Genomic DNA, 23,532 nt, shown 5'->3' on the forward strand with positions numbered 1-23,532 from the left:
GAAGGCATGATGAAAAGAAACGAACGCGCATACGTTTTGATTGAAGTCCTGGCGGCGATGACCATACTCGCCATTTCGGGGACGGTATTGATGCGTTCGTTGCAAAATGCCATGAGCGCCACGCGATCCGTACAGGACATCACAAAAGCCATTTATCTGACCGAAGCAAAATTAAATGAGTTTAAAGCAATATACAACAGCAAGTTTAATCCAGAACTTGGTGAGTTTCGCGGCAATTACAGCCAACCCGGCTCGGCGAAATTTACCTGGACGGCTTGGGTGGAACACGACCGGAAACTTGACGCCTATGTTATCACCGTTTCAACGACTTGGGGTGATGGCGCTACGCGGCGCCGCCGCCGTCGCTCACGCGATATCGAAGGCGGCTTTGTGTTGAAATCCATGGTGCCGCGCGCGCGGATCAATGACGAGTTGATTTTAGGCGGCGTTCCTAGCGTTGGCAGCCGACGGTCGAGCGATTCAGCAGGGCGGGGGTCGCAACGCGGCTCACGGGGAGGGCGCTGATGATAGGTCGCGCCAGAATACGTACGCATGGTTTTACCCTGCTTGAATTAATGCTGGGCATGACGCTAATGACCATCGTGATGGGCAGCGTATTCGCCGCCGTGCGGGTGGGCGTCGATGCGTATGACCGTGGACAAAAAAGTATGCAGCAGTATCAGTCCGCTCGTATTGGGCTGCGAAAAGTGATGGAGGAGTTGCAGTTTTCTTTATCGCAATCTTCATTCTGGCAGCCGGGCGATCAGTATCGGACGATGTCGCCGGAAGTTTTGATGGCGTTGGAAAACACACGCATGGTCAGGGAAAGAGACCCCGGGAAGATTCGCTTTCTCGGAGCAGGGCAAAATGTTTTATTTGTGCGTAAAATTTATCAGTTAAATCAAAATCCACCGTTTGACTTACAGGAATGCCGTATTGCCGTCGATCAAGAAAATCAAATTTTATACCTTGAAGTTGTTCGTTCATTATTGGTTGTGAAGCAGGCCAGTTGGTATTTTCAACAAGTGTTCCAGACGAAACTTGGCGGCTATGTGAGTATGTACGGCGGTCAGAATCTTCGTTTCCGTGAAATACGTTCTGATGAAGAGCCTCCGCTTGAAATGTTTATTGGCGAAGCGGGGCTGATTGGCAGACGTTATACGCTGGCGACTGGCGTGACGGGATTGCGGCTTCGTTTTACCGATGGCGAGGGATGGAAGACTTCTTGGAGTTCGGAAGAGGTCATAACCAATTTTCGCATTTCACCCAATAGCCCCAATTTTAATGCGAACCGCGATTTGCAATTTAACGAGAAAGGCCCTCCATTAATTACTGAAATTACTTTAGAACTAGCAAACGGCGATACTGTGACCGGCTCGGTTGAAATCGGGTCAGGAAACATGCGTGGTCGTAAGGGCGCAATGAGCGTTGAGCGCGGGGCGCCTCTTCCTGGCGTGGGCGCTCCTGGACAAAACGCGAAGGCGCCGTCGCTTCCTGTGCCCACCGCGTTCCCACGGCCTGAGACGCCGTCAGCGGGGATATAAATATGAATACGAAATCACGAAACGAACGCGGCATTGTGTTGGTCATCACGTTATGGGTCATCCTCGTACTATCGGTCGTATCGTTGTCGTATTTACGTCAAGTCAATTTAGAATTAAAGATGGCGGGTTTTCAGCGCGACGCGGCGGTGGTCGATTCAATCGCCAAAGCGGGATTGCAGCAGGCGGTGATTCTATTGCGTGAAGACCGCATCAAAGATAGCGCCGAAAATATTCAAGAAACCATGTTTCGCTTTATGGATGATGACATTTATTTATATGACGGCGGAACCGAAGTTTGGGCGGACAGCCCCGAATTATTAGAAGACGTAATGTTCTATGAGAACGGAGACAAAGCGGGTTATTATTTTGTTAAGATTGAAGACGAGTCTGCTAAATTTCCCATTAATAATCAAAAAACAACAATCGAAATGATCGCCCATCTGTTAGAGATGACGGGCGTTCAAGAAAAACAGTCGCAAAGCCTGGCGGCGGCGATTATGGATTGGCGCGACGCTGATACCATTCCGACTGATACCGGTGAGCAGGGGTATGGTCGCGATGGTGCGGATGAAACCTCTTTCTATAACACCGGGCGCCGTTCCAGAGATAAAGACGTTCCATCGGTCATTATGAAGAATTCACCGATTGATAGCATTGATGAACTTTTGTTGATCCCTGGTATGACGCCGGGAATTATTTATGGAACAGTTGAACCGGAAGAACAGAAAAGCCAGGGGCGCGGGCGGAGACAACGTCTGCGTCGCGGCGAATATTTGGGGTTGATCCATTTCATCACCATCTATAGCGATACGGTGAACCTCAATACCGTCAAGCAGGAAGTGTTGGAATCATTGTTGTACATGCCGCTTGGAGAAGACGCCGAGCATGTGGCGCAGGAGTGGGTCGATTATCGCAACGGCCGCGACAATACGCTCTATACCAAAGACGATAATGTGTTGAAGACGATTGACAATAGCGACTTGGACGACGTTCATTACACCGAAGCCGACGGCATGACGGAAGAATTAGTCACGCAATTCGGCGCCGGGATATTCACCATCGCGACCAAAGCATTTTCAGTGGAGTGCCTCGCTGAATATGAAGGCATCGAAAAAGGGTATCGGGCGATTATCGGTCGTGACTTTGTGCCGTGGGACCAATTGCCGGTGTTTGGTCTTGATACAGACAAGATCGAAGATTTAGAGCAAGTGCAATTACAGGTGCGCATGTTTGAACCGATCTTTGACGCGAAACAACGAATTCAACGGTATCTATAGAATTATAGGAGAGGACATGGCGAGAGCGCCGCGAAGTTCACGTACAAAACAAAAAGCCAAAACGCGCAGCACCTCGACGCAAAAATTGGGGCGCGGAAAACGCTATGCAACCGGCATCGACATCGGACGCTTTTCGGTGAAAATTGTCACGTTGGGCGGCGATGATGAAGGCAAGATTGATTTCCGCAAAGCGACCGTCGAGCACGTTCCTGAAGCGAACGGCGCTGAGTACCCGGAAGAGCTGCACGCCCGGCAACAGGAAGCGTTAAAAGAAGCCTTGAAACAACATGGAAAACTCGAAGGCCGGATTGCGCTCGGGTTTCCCCGCGAACGGGCTTCGATTCGCTATGTGACTTTACCTTCAAGCCGAACGGAAGAATTGCGCGAAATGTTGTATTACGATGTGGAGCGGCATGTGCCGTTTCCCATTGATGATTTAGAACTCGCGTTTGAAATTATTGATCAGAGCAGTGAGCATGAGTCGCGCGTGATGATGGTGTGCGCCCCGACCTCGGAAATTGAACCGTACGTCGAAATGTGCCACGCATTAAAGATCGATATCGACATGATTCATCTGAATGTAGTGGCGGATGCGGAAGCCTACGGGCGCACCATGCCGGAAACGGAAACCTCTGCGCTGGTGAACTTTGGGCGGTCGTCGGTTACGCTCGCCGTGGTACACAACAAGCGGTTGCTCTACAGCCGCAGCTTGCCCGTGACGGAGCAGCGCTTACTCGACGGTTTCGCTGGCGCAAGAACCTGGAAAGACCTGCAGGGGCGCGTGACGGCGGCGGGGGCGTTGAACCCTCGTGAAAAAGAGCACTTTACGCAGTGGGTCGATCATCTGGCGTTAGAACTGATGCGTTCCATGAGCGCGTATATGTGCGAAGAGGGCGCCGCCAAAGTCGATAAGATGATTCTATGCGGCGGGGCGGGATACTTTCCCGCCGGGCCTCCTCGGGGCCTGACTACAAAAATGAAAACCAACGCCGCGATTGAACCCGCCTTAAATGGTTCGATTCCGGCGAGCGACGAATATCACGCGACCGTATTGGCGACCTCCGCCGGGTTGGCGTTGCGCGCATTGCGGAAAGGCGACGACCCGCTCAATATCCTGCCTGAGGCGATGGTGCAAGCGAGAAAACAACGCCAGACGTCTTCGTTCCGTAAGAACGTCGCGGTGATGTTCTTTATGATTTTCATGCTGTTGGGCTCTGCCGGATATTTGAAATGGCATGAGCAATATAAAGTCATGTCGGAAGTGAATGGCTACCACGGCAATTTGGTGAAAGAGACTTCGGCTGTCCAGAAGATGCGTAAAAAAATTGGCGACGTTGAACATTATCTTGACATCGAACAATCATGCCTGGTGGTTCTTCAACAAATGTTAGAGGCGTTGCCTCAACGAATTTGGCTTTACAATGTCACTTTCAAAAAGCGCGGGACGTTAGAAATCACCGGGCAGGTCGAAACCGAAAACGAAGTCCAGCAGATTCAAAAAGCGCTGCAAGATTTGCGCCCTAACCCGGGCGGCGAGCGCTTTTTTATTAGCGTTCACAACTCGCGTACTCAGAATAAAGAATTAGAACTTGGGCGCAATAAAATGACTGTGCGCGAATTTCAGTTCAACTGTATGTTGCGCTGGGAAGAAGATCGAAACTGACACGGGCGTGAATTAGTTCGCCCCGTTTAAAGGAAGGCAGAAATGGCCCGACCGAAATCAGAGAAATTTCTTGCAATTGCCGTCATATTTTTGGGGCTTGTTTTTGGCGCTCCCTATCTCTATCAAAATATTGATTTAAGCACCGTCTTGCTGCAAAGCGACGTAGACGAAAAAAAAGAAGCCATTACCGCGATGCAGGACGTTATGGCCCTCAAGCCTGGCATCGAGTCGCGATACAACGCCATGATGTCTGAATTAACGCTCGGCTTGAACGGCAAAGAAAACGAAGCGCAATTCAACGAAATGTTAGACTCCGAACAAGAGTTACAGATTCGCCAGCAAGTTACGCAAATTTTTGAACAACTTGGATTGCAGGACGCGTATGACAACATTCAGAGCCGCGATCCCGAACGCGACGACGAATTTAAAATCGTTTCGATCAGTATTGATAACTTAGAGTGTACGCCTGATCAACTCGGTCAATTGTTGTATCGGCTTGAAGAGCAATCCGAAGTCATGGAAGTCAAAGAATGCAGTATTACCAATCAAATTACCGACCGGGGCGACCCGCCGCGCCGTCGCGAAACGTTAAACTTTGATATGAGCAAAGGACTGTTGACCGTCGATTTGCAAATCTCGCGGCTAGTCGAATATAAAAAAGGCGAGGCGCCTAAAAAGAAACGGAGTTAATCATGAAGCAAGGAACCAAAGCCGTTTTGTCATACACGCTTCTTTTTCTCACGTTGGTCGGGACGGCGTTTTTGTTGGGATTTGAAGTGAAGCATTATCTCTATGAACAAACAGACCCGTTAGAAGAAATTAGACGCAACGAACCGGATCAAGAAGAAATCAAAAATAAAGAAGACCAACAAAAAGAGCGGCAGCGCAACGATATTTTGTTTGCCTTTGGGCAGACGAACGCGTTTACGCCTCTCGCGACGCCGGTGCCGTTTCCAACCGCGACGCCCTTGCCGCCGCCGGAGCCGACGCCGATCGTTCCCGGGCGCGGGTTTATGGTTGAGTTCGCAGCGCGGAACATGTGCATCTTGCTGGGCTACGACAAAGAACAGCGCATGGTGCGCCCTGGCGATATTATTGAAGACCAGGTGATTGGTAATTTTAAAATTTTAGAATGCAAAGCGGACTACCAAAACACAGCGGCGCCGTTTAGCGTGAAAGTACAGCACGTTGATTCCGGCACGGTTCGCTGGATTTCTGAACAAGCGCCAAAGAAGAAGTAAGCAAAGACTCGATCAAACAAATCAGACGATTGTTATGGGGCAAAGGAGCAGACCATTGAAGGGCATTCACCAGAGAGCAATGATGATGTTGGGGCTCGCGTTGTTGATGACGGCGTCATTGGCAATTGCGCAAGATACAAAACCAGCAGAACCCGCCGCGCCAGCCGGCAACCAAAACGCCGCCCCGGAACAACAAGGCGGGACCGGCCTCGATTATCAAATCCAAGGCCCTGTGCAGATGGTCAATCAAGACCTGGATTTTCTCATTGGTCTATTGCAGAGCGAGAGCGGCGTTCAGATTGTGAAAGGCGACAGTATTAAGAAAAACGTCACCTTTAATTTAATGAACCCGACCATTCGCCAGGTGCTAGATACGGTGCTGCCGCCGATTGGTCTAGATCACACCGTTAATGATTCCGGCGTTGTGTATGTTGATACGGTAGAAAAAATTAAACAAGCGACTCAACCTCTCGTTGAATTGGTGAGTCGGACATTTTCGCCGCGATTTGTCGATGTCACGCAGCTGCAAGACGCCATCGGCAACCTGAAAAGTGCAAGCGGCCAGATCATTATTGATCCTGATTCACAAAAAATTATTGTGACCGATACGCCGGAAGTGGTTGAAGCGATCGAACAGATGATTCAGCAACTTGACGTACGGACTGAGATGCGGGTATTTCCAATCCGTTACGGCAATGCGCAAGAAATCGCCGATCAGTTACAGGGCGTTATTAACACCATCGAAGGCGAATTGTTCGTTGATATTCGCAACAACCTTATCATCATCAAAGACACGCGCGACCGTCTTGACGCGGCGCAGGCGATCATTGAGCAACTCGACGTTGCGGTGGATATCCGCGTGATTCCGTTGGCATTTGCGTTGCCTGATGATGTGTTGCCGATTATCGAAACATTATTAAGCGAGAACGGTTACATTGATTTTGACCCGCGCACATCGCGATTGATTGTGCAGGACATCCCCAGCATTCTCGATCAGATAACCGACTTGATTGAACAGTTGGATATCGCGACTCAACAGGTTTATGTGGAAGCCGATATCGTGCAGATCAGCAACGATAAGTCATTCAGTTTCGGCACCAAGTCAGATTTTGGAACCGACATCGGCGCAGGCGGCGATCCCGGTTCACCAGGAGTTGGATCCACAACCGATTCGGTCTTTTCCAGTTTTAATCCATTTTTATCGACTTCAAGCGGCGGTTTGACGCTGCTTGACGTAAACAAAGGGACGTATCGTTTTCAAATTGACATGATGGTCAGCCGTGAGAAGGCGGAAGTGATTGCCAGTCCGCGCTTATTAATTCAAGACGGCGGCATTGGTTCCTTTAATTTAGGTTCACAAGAACCCTTTGCAACTCGCCAACAAAATTCCTTCTTTGGCGGAAGCGGGAACGATTTTTACACGCAACAGTTTCGCAATGTTGGTACGACCATCAATTTGGAAGTTTACGCCAGCGAAGCGGGCTATATCGAAATGTACATCAATATTGAAGATACGCGCGCCCGTCGCGTTGAACTGGCCAACTTAGGCGACAGCCTCGCAGTTGACGGTTCGTTTATAGATACCAGCGCGACGGTGAAGTCAGGTCGTACGGTCGTATTGGGCGGGATCATTAACCGCAGCAGTTCCGAGTCGCGATCCGGCGTACCTATATTAAGCAGTATTCCAATCATCGGCGGTTTGTTCAGCAATAAGAACAAACAAAGCGAAAAGCAAAAATTACTGGTATTCATCACGCCGCGACTGGTGAACATCGACGACCCATACGACTTTGCCCAAGTGGATAACGTCGAGCGATTGAAAAACCTTCGCAACAGCGGCGCGACCGGATTTCTTGAAACCGATGTTGATGATTCCTATATCGACTGGAGTAATGAGGAAGACAACGAGCAGCAAGCGATTTTGGACGCATTAGAAAATATTGACGACGTCCCATCGGGGAAAGCCCAAACCAAAGAAAAAACGCCTTCTCTTGAAGAGCAAATGGATGAAGGCGTTGTACGCATGAAGCGCAAAAAATAAGGACGCGCTTTTTGTGATTCCGCCGGGTATCAATCGGCGATACTGAGTGATACAAAATGGGAGATACTCGCAGCAGTGAGGAGCGGGCGTTTTATTTCGCCTATTGCGTACGTCTGGATGCCATCCGGCTTGATCCGCGTCATGTGGCTTGTATTTCATCCGAGACGGTGACGTTGCCTGATTACTGTCTGTTGTTCAATGTTCTCGAAGACCACGATTTTATTTTTGAATGTCGGGGGCTTGCGAACATTGTTCCGACGCCGGGCGCATCGGTCGAAGGCGTATTGTATGAAATTTCAACCGACGCCATTGATGCGCTTGATGCGTATGTGGGAGTGGATGATTTGAAGTATTACCGAAAGCCGGTGCGGGTCCATCGTCAAAATGGCTGCGGGGTTTCGGCGTTTACGTATGCGGCTTGGCCGGATAAAACCGCGCAAGGCTTGCGTCCGCATGATGGGTATTTACATCAGTTGGTCCAAGCGGCGAAGCGCCACGGATGTTCGCAGCGCTTTTTATCCTGGCTCTCAAACCAACCGACTTGCGTTTGAATTATTGGTTTTCATTCAAGCAAGGAACCGCAATGTAGGGCAGTTGGCGGTAGCGTTCCTGATAATCAAGCCCATACCCGACCACAAATAGATTTGGAATGGTAAAGCCGGAATAGTCAATCGGCGCTTCGGCTTTACGTTCAACCCCCTCTTTAATTAAGAATACGCACGTTTTTAGCGTTTTCGGTTGTTCACGCAGACACCGTTGATACGCATAGGCCATGCTGGCGCCCGTATCGTAAATGTCTTCGAGCAACAAAACATTTTTCCCCGTTAAATTCGGCAACGGCAGGCTTGTTTCAACAATTTTGCTTTGCGGTTGCGTTTCTCCCTGATAACTGGAAAGCGAGAGAAAGCCGGTTTCAATATCCAGAGAAAGCGCCCGGATCAAGTCGGCGTGAAATATAAACCCACCTTTTAATACGGAAATCACGATTAAAGGATCGCCGACAAAATCCTCTTGAATCTGTTGGGCCAATTCACGGACTTTTTGTTGTATCTGATCTTCGGATATAACAATTGATTCGATTTTTGGGATCATGGTTCCGGCGTTACAGAAGGGATTTCATCGTGACTTGGTGCGGAGCCTTGTATGAAGTATTTGAGCAATTCTTTCACCTTGGGTTGGTTCGGGGCGATGCTCAAAGATAGCTGCAAATATTTATGGGCTGGCAGCATTTGGTCTTTTCGCGCATATAGCGTTGCCAGCAAATTATAGAGCGATGGGTCCTGGATGGGCGTTCCGCTTGTGAGTAGTCCTTCTTCCGCCGACTGCGCTTGGGTGAGCGCTTCGTCTTCGCGTTGGGCGGCGAACAGCATCTCCGCATATTGCGCGCGATGCCAGGGGCTGGTGTTGGGGCAAACCAGGGCGCGGGTAAATGCGCTTTCCGCTTCACCAAAATCGAGTACGGTTAATTGAGCGCGACCGATCAGCGCCCATAAATTGGCGTCGCGTTTGGTTTCGGGCGACAGTTGTTTCGCCATAGTCAACGCATTTTGCGCTTGGCCTAGTTCCAAATGGCATTCAGCGATTTGGCGGATGGCGTCGTCGCTTTTTTCAGAGGCGGATTCGGATTCGGCTAAATAGGCTTTGCCTTCTTCAATCTGGCCTTTTTGAATTTTGATGTAGGCCAGCATCGCTTTCGTCAATGGACTGACGTCCCCGAGCGATATGGCCTTTCGCAATGAACCCTCGGCTTCATCCAGGGAACTCATCTGCATTTGGATCATGCTGGAAAGGTATAAAGCGCGGGGCCGGTTACGGGCCGACGCCGACATTTGGTTGAGGCGGTCCCAGGCGGGCTTGGCTTGGCTTTCGAGAATGCCCAACTCGGCTAACAGCAGCAATACGTCATCGTCGCCGGGTGAGAGTTCCAAAGCGCGTACAGCGTTGCGGCGCGCTTCCGTATAGTCGCCTGTCAGGCGTTGAATGAGCGCAAAGTTATAGAGTAAGTCTACATTGCGCGGGTTTTCGCTTAACGCTTTGCTGATAATTTCAGAGGCTTCATCATATTGTCCAGCCTTCACAAGCGTGGTAACGTCAACCGCGCTAGCGTTTTGCTGAGACGGGCTGCATGATGCGCAAATCAGCAAGAGTAGAATATTGAAGATCACAGCCCATTTCAAAAAAGGCTGATTGGTTTGGTCCGGGGCCATACGCTCGTATTCGTCCTTTCAGAACGGAGGAAGAGAACCTGAAATATCTATACACTAACGGTTCCCAATACGAAAATGTCATCCTATCATTTGGTCGAAATCAAGCATAGCCTCGACCCTGCGCTGGCGCCAGAGAAAGCGCTTGAGTAAGGTCAATGCGACAAAAAAAAGGACGCCTAATGTTTTTACTGCAATCGGAACGACTAAATTCCATCCCATCCATCACTCACGGCTTTTTCGGGCCGGACGACTGCAACCAATTGACCGACAATGTCAGTTTTAAAACCGGTTCGGTTGAAGACGCCCGCAATGCGCGCAAACGCGCGTGTGATTTGATCGGCGTTGAGAGCGCCCATCTCACCCATGTCTATCAAGAACACAGCGATGTGTTGTTTCCTGTAACTCAGGCGCAGCGCGGCGCGGGCGCCAACGGGCCGGACGGACAGGTCGGGACAGGCGACGGCTTGATGACCGCTGATCCCGAAACGCCTCTTTCGATTTTGGTCGCTGATTGTTTGCCGTTGTTTTTCGCTTCGAAGGACGGCAAGGCGATTGCGCTGGCCCACGCGGGATGGCGCGGCACATTGAAGGCCATCGCCAAAAAAACGATTGAGCGGATGCAGCAGGAATACGGAACCAAGCCGGAAGATATCAATGTGTGGATCGGCCCCGGCATCTCCTACGATCATTTTGAAGTCGGCGAAGACACCTGGGCGTACTTCATGGACGGCTGGTGCCAGTATCATGATTGCTTTGATACCAAGAGCCGCTGCATTGATTTAAAGGGCTTGAACATCTATCAGCTGATTGAAGCAGGCGTCCCTGAAGATAACATTGAAGAGTCGGAAGAATGCACCGTCGGCGATGAGCGCTTTTATTCATACCGCCGCCAGGGCGAGGGAAAAGGCCACAACCTTGCCGTTATTATGAAGAAATAAAGTTGCAGTGCAAAATGGAATGGCTTATATTGATAGAATTCAGAGGCGGCGATGTCTGAACTTTTATTGAACGGCGTGATGGAGGAAGAAGCCGGAGATTTTTTTCATATTTGCTTCTTCACCGATCGGCATGGCTTAGACTTGAATAATGATGACAATTATATTTTCGTGCCGAAGGTCGTTTGCCGTGTGATCGATTACCGCACCATTGCCGTGCAAGATTGGTATGTGAAAAAGAAATCGCTTCAGTGTTACATCAGCGGAAAATCCAAAGGGCCGTTGACGCAGCCGCCGCAAAACACATCTGCGTCCGGCGTCGAAGAGCGTCTGCGTGAATTAAAGCGCAGATGATGCTTTTAACTTATTACCGACGATATCAAGTTTCTCGTTGCGAATCCAAAACACCACATTAATGTCATACCAAAACCACTCGTCTTCAGGAATGTCATCCGCAAACGCATCTTCAAGCGGCGTATAAAGGCCCCGTAAGGCAACCGCTGTTTCCGGGCTAAAGGATTGCAGCCAAACATCGGGCGCGTCTGAATTCATTACCGTCAAATCCATAATTATTACGGCGGGTTTTCGCTGCTGAATGTCAAAGATCAATTGCTGGAAGAAACGGACGTTTTTTTCGTCATTGAATTTTTCTTTCCATAAAGGCGAATAATGAAAATACCGCGATCCCGCATAACGCTTAGACAAGAAATACACCGAATTCGGCGCTTGACCGATTAATAAGATTGTATCGTCCGGCCCGGTAATTTGATTGACTGCACTGGCGACGCCGCGTTGAAAGGCGTAGGCGCGATTGGGGTTTTGATAGTCATTGAGGATTGAGCGGTAATTCTGAATATAGGTTTGAACGCCGGACGTCAGCAAGAGCAATGTGGATAAACATACAATAATTGCGATAGGCCAATAGGCGGCCTTCTTACGTTGGCTCGCATTATCTGGAATTCGTTGTGCGAGAGATGAAATGCAATAGACGAATAGCAAATGAATACTGACGGCGGCTTGAACATAGTAATGGGTGTAGTATTCACCGCTCAGCGAGACGGCGAGCAGGTCTCCAGCAAAACAAGCAAGCAAAGGGATGAGAAATCGGCGGAGAGATTGGTTCGCCCAAGGCGTCAGGAGTATCGCGAATATTGGGGCCAGCAGAAAGGGGCCGGTTGAGAGTAGAAAGTTCCAATGGTGAGCGAATATCTGTTGCCAAGTATTCTGTGGGCTGGCGGAGACGTAAACAAAATTAAAGAGGTAGCTATTTTCAAAGTAAGCCCACCATGCGCCGTTTATCCAAAAATAGAATGAGACGAAACATTCGGGAAGCAGCATCCCCGCGCAGAGGGCGAGGGTTTGTGTGGCGGAGGTTTTTATGTCTTGCTTTTTTGTGAGCGTCTGTTGGGCGATCCAAACAAAATGGAACAATGCCGTCAACGCAAACGTCTGGCGGAACTGGACCGCAGCGCCCAGAGCGACGCCGGAGGCGAGCGTCCAACGCCAATCGCGCGTTTGAAGAAAGAACAGAAAACTCAAAATCACAAACGGCAGAGCGCCTTCTTCGGTCAGCCCGCCTGTTCGGATGGTGGTGTACTGGCTGGTATAAAATACGTAGAGAAGCAGCGCGATTGAGGATGCGAGCCGTCCCGTGATCCGGCGGCAGAGAATATATAAGAGCGTTGCGCCCGCCGCCGCCCATAGTATCAAAAATGTTTTGACCGCAAACAACGAAAAGGGAAACAAGCGGCAGGGAAGCGACAACAAGAAGAACAGCCCAGGCGGCTTATGGTCGCTGAAGTCGCGGTAGGGCAACTCACCCGCCGCCCATGCCTGTCCGGTATAAAGAAACAAGCCGTCGTCATGAACCAACGCGCTAAAATAGGTAAATGAGCGCAGACACGCATAGAGCGCCGCTAGCCCGATCCACAGGGCGAAGCATTTCAGGCAGAGTGTTCGGCGTTCGTCATTCATCGTGTCATTCTATTGGCGGCCAATGCTGAAATAGGTGAAGCCCTGGTCGCGCATTCGCGACGGATCATAAATGTTTCGTCCATCAAACAAGGCGCGGCCCGTCATCTTTTCTAGAATCACGTCCCAATTGGGGCGGCGAAATTCGTCCCACTCGGTCGCCAGCGCCAGCGCATCAGCGCCTTCGAGACAATCATACATTTTTTTGCCGTATTCGACGCGGTCGCCAAAGAAACTTCTGGCGTTGTCCATCGCAACGGGGTCATAGACAGCAACTTTTGCGCCGCGTTCCAATAGACCTTCGATGAGTACGACCGAGGGCGCTTCGCGCATGTCGTCCGTTTTGGGTTTGAAGGCCAACCCCCAAACCGCGATGGTTCTTCCCTTGAGAGAATCGCCAAAATGGGCGGTGATTTTTTTGAGCAGCGATTGCTTTTGTCGTTGATTGACCGACTCGACCGCATTGATGATTTCCATCGGCGTATTGGCTAGGCCGCCCATCGCGACCAATGCTTTTACATCCTTGGGGAAGCAACTGCCGCCGTAACCCAGGCCGGGAAACAAGAATTGGTAGCCAATGCGTGAATCCGAACCGACCGCCATGCGGACGGAATCAATGTCGGCGCCGATCTGCTCGCATAAGCAAGCCATTTCGTTCATGAATGAAATTTTGGTTGCGAGTAAGGCATTCGAGACGTACTTGGTCATTTCAGCGGACGGATTGTCCATGATGTGGATCGGTTTGCCCGTTCGCAAGAACGGCGCGTAGAGTTCTTTCATGATTTCCGCAGTGCGTACGTTGTCTGCGCCGATGACGACGCGGTCAGGCTTCATGAAATCGGTGATGGCTGCGCCTTCTTTGAGGAACTCAGGGTTTGACACGACGTCAAATTCGATTGACTGTTTGCGTTCTTGCAGCACGTCTTGAATGGCTTTTCGTACTTTCGCGGCGGAGCCGACCGGAACCGTCGATTTGAGTACGATGATTTTGAACTGCTCCATGGCGCGGCCTATATCGCGCGCGGCGGACAGGACATGCTTCAGATCCGCAGAGCCGTCTTCGCTCGGCGGCGTTCCAACAGCGATGAAAATGATGAGAGAGCGCTCCACTGCTTCCGCCAAGTTCGATGTAAAAAATAGGCGTTCTTCGCGGATGTTTCGTTTGACGATCTCTTCAAGGCCGGGTTCGTAGATGGGGATTCCGCCGTTGTTCAACTCGTCGATTTTTGATTGGTTGATGTCAACGCAGGTTACGTCGTTGCCTGACTCGGCAAAACATGCTCCCGCCACAAGCCCAACATAGCCTGTACCAATCACTGCAATCTGCATGATGCGCTCCTCAAAAATAGATCGTAATTTTATGAATCTAAGCTGAAGGTGATGGTTCCTGCTTTGGCATGTCTGGCGCTATATGTTTCTTGCTAAGCACCCAATAGCCAATGGTTCCCGTTGCCAATAATAAAATGCCCAGCCATTGCGATGTTGAAAGTCCTGCCGCAAGGCCGCGCGGATCGTCGCGGAAATGTTCGATGACAGTGCGGGCGATGCTGTAAAGAATGAGGTACGACATCGCCAGTTGGCCTTTGAATGTTTGCTTCGTACGCAACAAGAGAAGCAGGCCGCATATTGTCAGGTTCGCCCCGACCGAATACAACTGCGTCGCATGAACCGGAAGCGAATGAAGTGCCTCCGGGCTTAACAATCCACGGTTGACCTGGTCAAACCATGCGGGAGATTCTTGTGGGAAGCGGACGCCGACATTGGCGGAGCACTGTGCGCCCCAGCAACAGCCGAACAGAAAACAGCCAACGCGACCAATGGCGTGAGCAAGCGGTAAGAAGGGCGCAAACAAATCGGCGACGCCCAAGACGCTTTGTTTATGACGGCGGATATACCAGATCGAAATACTGACGGCGACCACGAAGCCGCCCAGGAAGACGTAACCTTCACGGGCGAGTATTTGTGACGGGTTGGCGACGTAGTAGGGGACATTGACGGCGATGTGAAGCAGCCGGGCGCCGACCATCGCGCTGATGACGATGATGGTCATTAAGTTCTGTAAAAAATCAGAGTCGTATCCTAATTTCCTGCCGCGTGAGACGGCGCAAAACCAGAACGTGACAAAGGCGACCGCCGCCATCAGGCCGTAGGTCGTAATTGGAAATCCAAAGGGTTCGATTAAGATGGGGTACATGGCGGTCCTGACGGAGATGCGTCGTCTTGAGGCTTAGGGCAAGCCGCTACATTCGGTTCGGTATCATCTTGCGGGTGCGTTTCCCAGAACAGAATTTTTAGAATTAAGAGAATCTGTCCGCAAGTCAACGCCGAATCGGCGATGTTAAACGTCGGGAAATTATACGTCCCGATGAACACGTCGATGAAGTCAACGACGTAACCCATGCGGATGCGGTCGATGATGTTTCCGAGTGCGCCGCCAATGAGCAAGGCGAACACCAGGCGGTACATCACGTCCATGGTTGATTCGGCGAATTGTTTGTAGATCAAATAAATTAATACAGCGAAGGCAATCGGCGTAACCACATGCAGCCAGCCGCCGTGATTTTGAAACATGCCGAATGCGATGCCGGTGTTTTCGCCGTAAGCAAATTGAAAGACGTCTTCAATGATGACGATAGGGCGCGCGTTTTTGAGGCGCATCACCGCCCAATATTTGCTGATTTGGTCAAGGGCGAATATGACCACAGCAATAACCGCCACCCAGATCAGGTCCCGGCGGCGGTCTTGATTTTGCATCATTGTTGGTTGGCTTTCAGTCATAAACTCATTCACCGCGCAGTTTCGGCGTTTCTATTATTTTGATTTGTCCAGCACGACCTGACAGCGCGCACATACGTTGATTCCATCTTCGGTAACGATTTTGTCATAGTGCCAGCAACGCGGGCATTTATGGCCCGGCGCTTTATCGACGCCGATCCGAATGGGGAGTTCCTCCGCCTGCTCAACAATCGGCATCCCTTCCACGGCGCCGGTTTCGACGCAGGAAACAATAAGGACCGATGCGAGCTCGTCGCCTGCCTGCGCCTGGACTGCGGCTTCAATGGCTTGCTTCCATTCCTCGTCGGAGGTCTCAAACCGCACCATGCAATCCAGCGAGTGGCCGATGATGTCTTTCTTTCGGGCGTGTTCGATGACGCGCACCGCTTCGGCGCGCAGTTTAAAGATGCGGCTCCAGCGTTCGATTCGGGCGGCGTCGCTGTCGGCTTCGCTCTTTTTTACTTCGCCAAAGAAGACGCTTTCTTCATTGACTAAGCCTAATTCTTTTAAATAGCCCCAGGTCTCTTCGCATGTGAATGACAAGATCGGAGCGGTGCAAAGCGTTAATTCAACGATGATTTCCGCCAGCGTGGTTTGGGCGGAAAGACGTTCTTTGCTGGCGTCTCCGCTGACATACAGGCGGTCTTTGATGATATCCAAATACTGCGAACTTAGATCGATGCTGCAAAAGTTATTCAAATCATACACAATGCGGTGGAAATCATATTTTTGATACGCCGCTAGAATTCGCGCTTTGCATTCGCGCCAGCGTTGCAGCGCCCAGCGGTCGAGCTCATGGCGTTCATTTTCTGCAATCGCGCTGGCTGGATCGTAGCCGTCAAGGTTGCCTAAAATAAAGCGGACCGTATTGCGAAGGCGGCGATACGATTCATTGGTCCGCTTCAAAATTTCTTTTGAGAATGATACGTCATTGCGAAAATCTTCCGATGCCACCCAAAGGCGGATGATGTCAGCGCCGGTTTCTTTTAAGAGAGCGTCGAGTTCAACATAATTGCCTAAACTTTTCGATAACTTGCGACCGTTTTCATCAACCGTGAAACCGTGAGTTAAGACGGTCTTGTAAGGCGGCTCGTGGCCCGCGCCGATAGAGGTCACAAGTGACGACTGGAACCAGCCGCGATGCTGGTCACTGCCTTCGAGATATAAGTCGACGGGAAAGACGCCTTCTTCTTGCGCCATGACGGAATGGTGGGATACGCCTGAATCAAACCAGACATCTAAAATGTCGGTTTCGAGTCTGACGTCGTCGAGCGTCTTGCCTTCCGGTAGCAGTTCTTGCAGGCGTTTGATGCGCTTGAGTTCGTCGGTGGAATTCTTTGCGCGGAACCAGAAGTCAGTCCCTTCTGTCTGGACAATTTGAGACACTTCATCAATAAAATCGGCGTCCAGGATGGCTTCATCCGAGTCGCCAATATAGAACGCCGGAATCGGGCAGCCCCAGGAGCGTTGGCGCGAGATGCACCATTCCTGGCGGTTCTCGACCATGCCGCGAATACGCGACAGCCCCCAATTCGGGATCCATTGAACTTTCGTATCAATTGCGTCCAATAAGCGTTGACGTAAGTTATCGGTTTCCAGTGAGACGAACCATTGTCGCGTCGCCCGGAAAATGATGGGCTTCTTGCTGCGCCAACAGTAGGGGTACGAATGCTTATAGGCTTCGTGATGAATCAACAAACTGCGTTCGCGAAGCATTTCGACGATCTGCGGATTGGCTTTTTCGACAAACACGCCTTGAAGAATCGGCGATTCGTCTGAGAAACAACCGCTGTCATCGACGGGAGAGAACACTTGAAGTTTATATTCGAGGCCAATCATATAATCTTCGTGACCGTGACCGGGCGCGGTGTGGACGGCGCCGGTGCCTTGCTCTAAGGTGACGTGCATCCCGCAGATCATGGGGACGGGTTCGTCTGAGAAAGGCGGCTTCATCTTGAGGCCGAGCGCTTCGAGATCGCTGCCTTTGAAATCGCCGATTGCTTCGGCTTTAGACTCCAGCGATGTTTTCTCTAAAAAAGTTTCAACCAAATCTTTTGCGATCAAGAGGTATTCGCCGCCGCAATCCACAAAGGTATATAGAAAATTCGGATGCAGACAGACGGCGCGGTTTGCGGGCAGCGTCCAGGGCGTCGTAGTCCAAATGACCGCGTTGATAGATTTATCGCCGAGCGCCGAACATGTATCGCGTAAAGCGGCGGTTGACTCTTGGGTAAAAGGAAAGCGGACGAATACCGACGGCGATGTATGGTCTTCGTATTCCAGTTCCGCTTCGGCGAGCGCCGTCTTAAACACCGGGCACCAATGGACGGGCTTCAAACCCTGATAGACATAACCTTTGCGAACTAAGTGTGAAAATTGGCGAAGTTCTTCGCCTTCAAATTCGGGTTTTAAGGTCAAGTAGGGGCGTTCCCACTCGCCCATGACGCCCAAGCGCTTGAAACTCTTGCGGTGTTTGTCGACGAACTTGAGCGCGTAGTTTCGGCAGCGGCGGCGAATTTCCTCCGCAGGCAGCGTTTCGCGTTCTTCATCGGTCAGGTTTTGCACGACGGCGTTTTCAATGGGCAGTCCGTGACAATCCCAACCGGGACGGAAATGGACGTTCATTCCCAACAATAATTTTGATTTAACGACCAGGTCTTTGAGAATTTTATTGAGCGCCGTTCCCATGTGGATATTGCCGTTGGCGTAGGGAGGCCCGTCGTGGAGATAGAAGGTTTCTTTTCCATCGCGCGCCTTGCGAACGCTGTGATATAAGTCGGCTTTTTCCCAGGATTTTACTTGTTCCGGCTCGCGCTGGGGGAGGTTCGCCCGCATGGGAAATGAGGTGTTGGGTAAATTGAGTGTATTACGGTAGTCCATAGTTTCCGCCGTGGTTGTTCTTGCAATTGCATCGTTTTGGAATGAGCGTTTTTGGTGATGGCATCGGTCAGAAAGCCCGTTGTAACGCTAAACACAAAAGGTAACTTTGAACGCGTCGCCATTCAAGGCGCAGCGCATTCACGTCTTGACTGGACGGACTAAGGTTTCGATTTTCGACAACAAGAGGAGGCTCTCTTGACGATAGAGTTGGAGGCCGTTTTCCAGCGTCTGAATATCGTTTTCCAAAAGGAGAATTTGGTCTTCGATTGATTCTTTTTCGTGAACCGCCTGAGAAACGTAGGGAGGGAGTTCGATACAGGTGCGAATCCAGGTCAGGTGTTCTTTGCATAACTCTTGCAATTGAGGGTCGTTTTGCAAAAGGGTGAGTATGTTGCTGGCTTTTGAGATGAGTTGATGACGTGAAAGCGAGTGTTGAAGCATACTCAATCGACGCTGTTGGGTAAGAAACGCCAAACGGTATTCACGCGCAATGAACACGCGCTTTTCAATTTCATTGCGGCGCCGACGAAAGAGTTTTAAATCTTGCGCGTGGTTTTTCTCGATTTGGGCGGCGGTTGTTTGTTCGCCTTTTTGATGATGCAACGCGATGCGGTCGTCAATTTCAAGCAAGTCGTCGTATCCCGGAAATTCATCCTTCAATACCTGGATATCAGTCTCGAGTTCAATGAGAGGCTCGACTGATTGTTCTGCTGCTGAGGCGACTTGGGCCATTTCTGATAGAAAGGAATAGACGTCTTGTCCTGTGACGGCGAAGTTGTGTTCGAGGTCGTGAACAATTGATTCGCAATCGCTCAATTGCTGATTGACGCGCTCAATGATGGAGTTCGCGCCGCGAATTGAGCGGCTGCGTTCGGTTGACGCCGAATTGTCTGGCTCCAATGATTGAGGCGATGTTGATTGACTGTCCATATTCATCTTTCAAATGTTTACTATGCTTTTTTGCGCGCAAGAAACGCCATCCGCGTAATGGGGGCTTTCGGCTTTACGCGTGGGCTGCCGAGCATTTTTTGTTTCGCCGCGAGTTCTGACAATTGATCGGATATATCAAGTTCGGGTTTTTTGAGTACGTTGCATGCGATCTCGGTGATTACCGATTGCGTGTTTGACTCTTGGCTCTTTAAAAGGCGGTCTTGTCGCGAGATTGAAGTGAGCAGCGTTTGGTCGAACTCAAGCAACTCGGATATTTTTTTCATCTCAATATCTTGTGAGATGTGTTCAGGGGGCGGCGCTGATTGAACGTCGCCAGGCTGGCCTTGAAGAGATTTCATTCGGCTGCGTAGTTCGTTGATCTCCATTTCAAGACCGTCTACTTTTTGTGCGCACAAATAACGGTGGATGCTCAACAAGCGTTTTTTGACCTTCTGCAAATCAAGACGACGGAAAGATACTGAATTCAGGTCTGGCTCAATAGCCCGGCAACTGAGGAGATACTGGTTTTTTTTCTTTTCGAGTTCACATGCAATTTTTCTGGCTGAGTCCCACTGGCCGTTGGATTTATGCTCTAACAATTCGCCGACTTTTTTTTCATAATTTACGATCTGAGGTTGTTGATTTCTGACTTCGGCAATGTTGGCTTCTAATTCTTCAATATCTTTAAGCGCGTTGTCTATTTCAACTTGAGAACGTTTCAACTGCGGAACCAGGCGCCGGACTTCGATTTGATCAATGTCGGGGTCTTTGCGGCATTGCTCCATGGTTAGTTCAGCCATGGTCATCAATACTTGCAACTCTTGCTTAATGAATTTCGATTCGCCTTTGAGCGCTTTTTCGACCGCTTTTCGCAGGGAGGCTTCTTGTCCGTGAAAGCGGTGGTTTTGTAGGTAGCGGTCAGCTTGTTCTTGGGTGAGCCAGATTAATTCATTGTTGTGGACAATTTTCACCAAGGCGGCAGAACTCACTCCATGCGTCTCGGAACTGAGGTCAACGACGCTCGTTAAAAACTGGTTGAGTTTTTCCAGCGACGCATGCTCGTTCTCATCCCCAAATAATTCGTGGAATGAAACCTTCGCAACACATCCTTGCGCCTGAGTAGACATAATTACTCCTCAGGCTTCCATGGTTAAAATTTGTGGCAAAAAAGACAGATAATGAATAAATAAATTACAACATTTATAACTATACGGTATTTTCTCTGATTTCAATGAAAAAATCAATCCTTTTTCAAGAAAAAAATCAATCCGGCGCTTTCACTAGGGTTAAGGCTATGAAAACAAGTCTTTTACTTGATATCAATCAACGCCAGTAATTCGTTGGTTTTTTCTTCAAGTAAGTTTGAGTCACTGCGGGTTTCAACATTAAGCCGAAGAATCGGCTCAGTGTTTGATTTGCGTAAATTAAACCGCCATTGCTCAAACTCAAAGCTGATGCCGTCAGTCATGTCGATATGGATGCTTTGCTCACGGAATTTATCGTCGACGCGTTGAATCGCTGCGTCAGCGTCTACTATGCGGCGGTTGATCTCTCCGCTACATGGAAACGCTTGAATGCGCTCGCTGACTAATTGCGAGATCGACTTGCCTGTCTTGCACATGATTTCAACCACTAACAACCAGGGGACCATTCCACTATCGCAAAAGAAAAAGTCGCGGAAATAATGGTGCGCCGACATCTCACCGCCATAGATGGCGTTGACTTCGCGCATTTTTTCTTTGATGAACGCATGACCGGAACGGCATTGAACCGCCTCGCCGCCGTTCTGTTTTACCGTTTCGATGGTGTTCCAGGTCAGGCGCGGATCGTAGACGATCTTGGCGCCTTTCTCTCGCTGCAACATGGCTTCCGCTAAAAAGCCGACAATGTAATAGCCTTCGATGAAGTTGCCGTTTTCATCAAAAAAGAAGCAACGGTCAAAGTCACCGTCCCAGGCGATGCCCGCATCGGCTTTTTCACGAATTACCACATCCGCCGTTGATGCGCGATTTTCTGGCAGCAAGGGATTCGGTACGCCGTTGGGGAAGGTTTCATCTGGGTTGTGATGAACTTTGATAAACTCGAAGGGTAAGTGCTTTTCTAACTGATCGAGCGCAGGCCCTGCGCATCCGTTGCCCGCATTTACGACGAGTCTAAGCGGCTTCAATACGCTGATGTCAACCGTTTTCAGAATGCGTTCGATGTATGGCGCCATAACGTCGATTTGCTCAATGCTTCCAGTTTCCGAAGAGGCTTCAAACTTGCCGATTGATGCGAGGCGCTCGATATCTTTCAGGCCGGTTTCGCTGCTGATAGGGCGCGACCCTTCGCGGACGAACTTCATGCCGTTGTATTCAGGCGGATTATGGCTGGCGGTAATCATGATGCCGCCGTCTGCGTTAAGATGCGAAGTCGCAAAGTAGACCATCTCCGTCCCGCACAAGCCAATATCAACGACATCGGCGCCGCCTTCCGTTAGACCGCGTATCAATGCCTGCGAAAGTTCATTTCCCGAAGAGCGGATGTCGCGCCCGACAACGATCTTCTTCGCCGAAAGAAATTGCACCGTCGCGCGGCCAATGTTGTAAGCCAAATCGGGGTTGAGTTCTTCGGGAACGCGGCCTCGCGCGTCGTAGGCTTTAAAGCAGGGAAGCGGCGTATAGTCCGTCATGAAGTTCTCCATCAATCAGCCCAAAATAGTATTCGTTAGTATACCTTCGGAGCGAAGTTTGGTTTATCTCTATCACGTAATTTTTATACAAGCCGAATACATGTGAGAATCACTTTCGATCAATTTAGACCGGCTTAACTTGGGGCGGGTGCAACTCTGTGAGCGCCTGTGCAAAAGGGCCTGAAAGCTCGCACCGAAGCGAAGAGAGTTATACCCGCCCCAAACGCAATCGTACTATTAAGTATGGTCCGTAAAATTACACTTGCGGCGCGTCGCGGTGTTTGAGTTCTGCGACCACGCGGCGCACGTCCTGTGCACGGTCTTTGCGGCAAACCAGGACGCCGTCTTCGGTTGCAACCACAATGACGTTCTCAAGCCCGACGACGCCAACCGCCATTTGCTCGGCGCCCGCTTGATTGATGACGGTCACGTTCTTGCAATCAATCAAAACCGGATCGCCGCTGTTGAGTCCTTCTTCCTCGACGCCCAAGGCTTGCGCCAGGGATGACCAGGTACCGATGTCGTTCCAGGAGAACTTCGCAGGAACCATATAAACGCTCTGCGCATGTTCCAGTAATGCTTTATCAATAGATTGAGAGGGCATGCGTTCAAAGGCTTCGTTAAGCGCCTTCGCGTCTGGCGGCGTTTGTTGCAAGGCGTCCCGCATTTCTTCAATAGCGCGGGCGTAGGCAGGCGCGACGTTTTCGAGTTCCTCAATGAATGTCGATAGTTTCCAAAAAAAGAGGCCGCTGTTCCAGAGAAAGCGATTGGATTGGATGTATTCAACTGCTGTGTTGTGATCGGGTTTTTCACGGAATGAATGCACCGAATACACAGGCATGTCGTCGATCACGGCGTCTGGCTGTTCGCGGTCGCTGATTTCGATGTAACCGAACCCGGTTTCGGCACGAACCGGCTCAATGCCCAGTACCGCGATTGCGTCATGTTCGACTGCCGCTTGCAGCGCGGTGTGAACGGTTTGGTGTAAGGCGTCATCGTCGCCAATATAAATGTCTGCGCTAATGATGGCGATGCGGTGTTTCAGCGCTTCATCGCCCCAGCGGGCGAGCAGGTGCGCGGCGGCGAACGCAAGGCAGCCAGCGGTATTGCGCGGCGTGGGTTCTGAAAGAATGTTGGCTGTCGGAAAGTCAGGAAGTTGCGCCTGGATGGGTTCTGCAAGCGATTCGTTCGTCGCGATAAACAGGTGTTCGGGCCCAGACAGCGGTAGCCATTGCCGGACGCAGCGTTCTAACATACTTTCGCTGTCATCCACCAAACGCAGTAATTGCTTAGGCCGACGGCGCCGACTTAACGGCCAAAACCGCTCGCCGGAACCGCCAGCCATTATGATGGTAACAAGTGGCGCTTGCATCGGTTCGCTCCCAGTTGTGAGTCAA

The 23,532-nt window shown here is 50.5% G+C and carries 21 protein-coding genes; 10 read left to right on the forward strand and 11 right to left on the reverse strand.

Features of this window, described 5'->3' with window-relative positions; translation table 11 throughout:
* Positions 1-6: 6 nt before the first annotated feature.
* The 8 genes from P9L94_02270 to P9L94_02305 are packed head-to-tail and all read left to right on the forward strand — an operon-like array spanning position 7 to position 8,317.
* Positions 7-525: a type II secretion system protein gene (locus P9L94_02270; protein MDP8242878.1), complete on the forward strand. Its 519-nt coding sequence runs from the start codon at positions 7-9 to the stop codon at positions 523-525.
* A complete protein-coding gene (locus tag P9L94_02275; protein MDP8242879.1) occupies positions 525-1,544 on the forward strand; it encodes a prepilin-type N-terminal cleavage/methylation domain-containing protein in 1,020 nt (339 codons plus the stop codon). The genes P9L94_02270 and P9L94_02275 overlap by 1 nt, the downstream gene beginning before the upstream one ends.
* A 2-nt stretch (positions 1,545-1,546) precedes the next feature.
* The gene (locus P9L94_02280) at positions 1,547-2,821 is read left to right on the forward strand and encodes a type II secretion system protein GspK (GenBank protein ID MDP8242880.1); all 1,275 of its coding nucleotides are present in this window, start codon (positions 1,547-1,549) and stop codon (positions 2,819-2,821) included.
* A gap of 16 nt (positions 2,822-2,837) precedes the next feature.
* Entirely contained in the window at positions 2,838-4,484 is a 1,647-nt protein-coding gene (pilM, locus tag P9L94_02285; GenBank protein ID MDP8242881.1) for a pilus assembly protein PilM, read from the forward strand.
* A 42-nt stretch (positions 4,485-4,526) separates the two neighbouring features.
* Positions 4,527-5,174: a hypothetical protein gene (locus P9L94_02290; protein MDP8242882.1), complete on the forward strand. Its 648-nt coding sequence runs from the start codon at positions 4,527-4,529 to the stop codon at positions 5,172-5,174.
* A 2-nt stretch (positions 5,175-5,176) separates the two neighbouring features.
* Entirely contained in the window at positions 5,177-5,725 is a 549-nt protein-coding gene (locus tag P9L94_02295; GenBank protein MDP8242883.1) for a hypothetical protein, read from the forward strand.
* 55 nt (positions 5,726-5,780) lie between these two features.
* The gene (locus P9L94_02300; protein MDP8242884.1) at positions 5,781-7,766 is read left to right on the forward strand and encodes a secretin N-terminal domain-containing protein; all 1,986 of its coding nucleotides are present in this window, start codon (positions 5,781-5,783) and stop codon (positions 7,764-7,766) included.
* A 56-nt stretch (positions 7,767-7,822) separates the two neighbouring features.
* Positions 7,823-8,317: a gamma-glutamylcyclotransferase family protein gene (locus P9L94_02305; GenBank protein MDP8242885.1), complete on the forward strand. Its 495-nt coding sequence runs from the start codon at positions 7,823-7,825 to the stop codon at positions 8,315-8,317.
* 1 nt (position 8,318) lies between these two features.
* Here the strand turns inward: P9L94_02305 and hpt are convergent, their stop codons facing one another.
* Together hpt and P9L94_02315 are read right to left on the reverse strand one after the other, a co-directional pair.
* Positions 8,319-8,858, reverse strand: a complete 540-nt coding sequence (gene hpt, locus P9L94_02310) for a hypoxanthine phosphoribosyltransferase (GenBank protein ID MDP8242886.1) — start codon at positions 8,856-8,858, stop codon at positions 8,319-8,321.
* On the reverse strand, positions 8,855-9,973 hold the full coding sequence (locus P9L94_02315) for a tetratricopeptide repeat protein (protein MDP8242887.1): 1,119 nt from the start codon (positions 9,971-9,973) through the stop codon (positions 8,855-8,857). The genes hpt and P9L94_02315 overlap by 4 nt, the downstream gene beginning before the upstream one ends.
* Positions 9,974-10,128: 155 nt before the next feature.
* Between P9L94_02315 and P9L94_02320 the strand changes: the two genes are divergently transcribed.
* Together P9L94_02320 and P9L94_02325 are read left to right on the forward strand one after the other, a co-directional pair.
* Positions 10,129-10,911, forward strand: coding sequence for a polyphenol oxidase family protein (locus tag P9L94_02320; protein MDP8242888.1), 783 nt, complete (start codon positions 10,129-10,131; stop codon positions 10,909-10,911).
* 51 nt (positions 10,912-10,962) lie between these two features.
* Positions 10,963-11,262 (forward strand): hypothetical protein, encoded by a 300-nt coding sequence (locus tag P9L94_02325; protein ID MDP8242889.1) that lies wholly within the window; start codon positions 10,963-10,965, stop codon positions 11,260-11,262.
* On the opposite strand, the gene P9L94_02330 is transcribed toward P9L94_02325, so the two are convergent.
* The 9 genes from P9L94_02330 to P9L94_02370 form a co-directional block, all read right to left on the reverse strand.
* Positions 11,248-12,882 carry a glycosyltransferase family 39 protein gene (locus P9L94_02330; GenBank protein MDP8242890.1) on the reverse strand — a complete coding sequence of 545 codons (1,635 nt, stop codon included), beginning with the start codon at positions 12,880-12,882 and terminating at the stop codon, positions 11,248-11,250. The two genes, P9L94_02325 and P9L94_02330, sit on opposite strands and share 15 nt — an antisense overlap.
* Positions 12,883-12,891: 9 nt before the next feature.
* Entirely contained in the window at positions 12,892-14,208 is a 1,317-nt protein-coding gene (locus tag P9L94_02335; protein MDP8242891.1) for a UDP-glucose/GDP-mannose dehydrogenase family protein, read from the reverse strand.
* A gap of 37 nt (positions 14,209-14,245) precedes the next feature.
* Positions 14,246-15,073 carry a prolipoprotein diacylglyceryl transferase gene (gene lgt, locus P9L94_02340; protein MDP8242892.1) on the reverse strand — a complete coding sequence of 276 codons (828 nt, stop codon included), beginning with the start codon at positions 15,071-15,073 and terminating at the stop codon, positions 14,246-14,248.
* On the reverse strand, positions 15,058-15,657 hold the full coding sequence (gene lspA / locus P9L94_02345) for a signal peptidase II (protein ID MDP8242893.1): 600 nt from the start codon (positions 15,655-15,657) through the stop codon (positions 15,058-15,060). Before lspA ends, lgt begins: the two co-directional genes overlap by 16 nt.
* Positions 15,658-15,690: 33 nt before the next feature.
* Positions 15,691-18,534, reverse strand: coding sequence for an isoleucine--tRNA ligase (gene ileS / locus P9L94_02350; GenBank protein MDP8242894.1), 2,844 nt, complete (start codon positions 18,532-18,534; stop codon positions 15,691-15,693).
* A 138-nt stretch (positions 18,535-18,672) separates the two neighbouring features.
* Positions 18,673-19,464, reverse strand: coding sequence for a hypothetical protein (locus P9L94_02355; GenBank protein MDP8242895.1), 792 nt, complete (start codon positions 19,462-19,464; stop codon positions 18,673-18,675).
* A gap of 20 nt (positions 19,465-19,484) precedes the next feature.
* Positions 19,485-20,591 carry a hypothetical protein gene (locus tag P9L94_02360; protein MDP8242896.1) on the reverse strand — a complete coding sequence of 369 codons (1,107 nt, stop codon included), beginning with the start codon at positions 20,589-20,591 and terminating at the stop codon, positions 19,485-19,487.
* A gap of 182 nt (positions 20,592-20,773) precedes the next feature.
* Positions 20,774-22,135 (reverse strand): phosphomannomutase CpsG, encoded by a 1,362-nt coding sequence (locus P9L94_02365; protein ID MDP8242897.1) that lies wholly within the window; start codon positions 22,133-22,135, stop codon positions 20,774-20,776.
* Positions 22,136-22,391: 256 nt separating this feature from the next.
* Positions 22,392-23,507, reverse strand: coding sequence for a sugar phosphate nucleotidyltransferase (locus tag P9L94_02370; protein ID MDP8242898.1), 1,116 nt, complete (start codon positions 23,505-23,507; stop codon positions 22,392-22,394).
* Positions 23,508-23,532 lie beyond the last annotated feature (25 nt).

It is taken from the genome of Candidatus Hinthialibacter antarcticus, assembly GCA_030765645.1.
GTDB classification, from domain to species: Bacteria; Hinthialibacterota; Hinthialibacteria; order Hinthialibacterales; family Hinthialibacteraceae; genus Hinthialibacter; species Hinthialibacter antarcticus.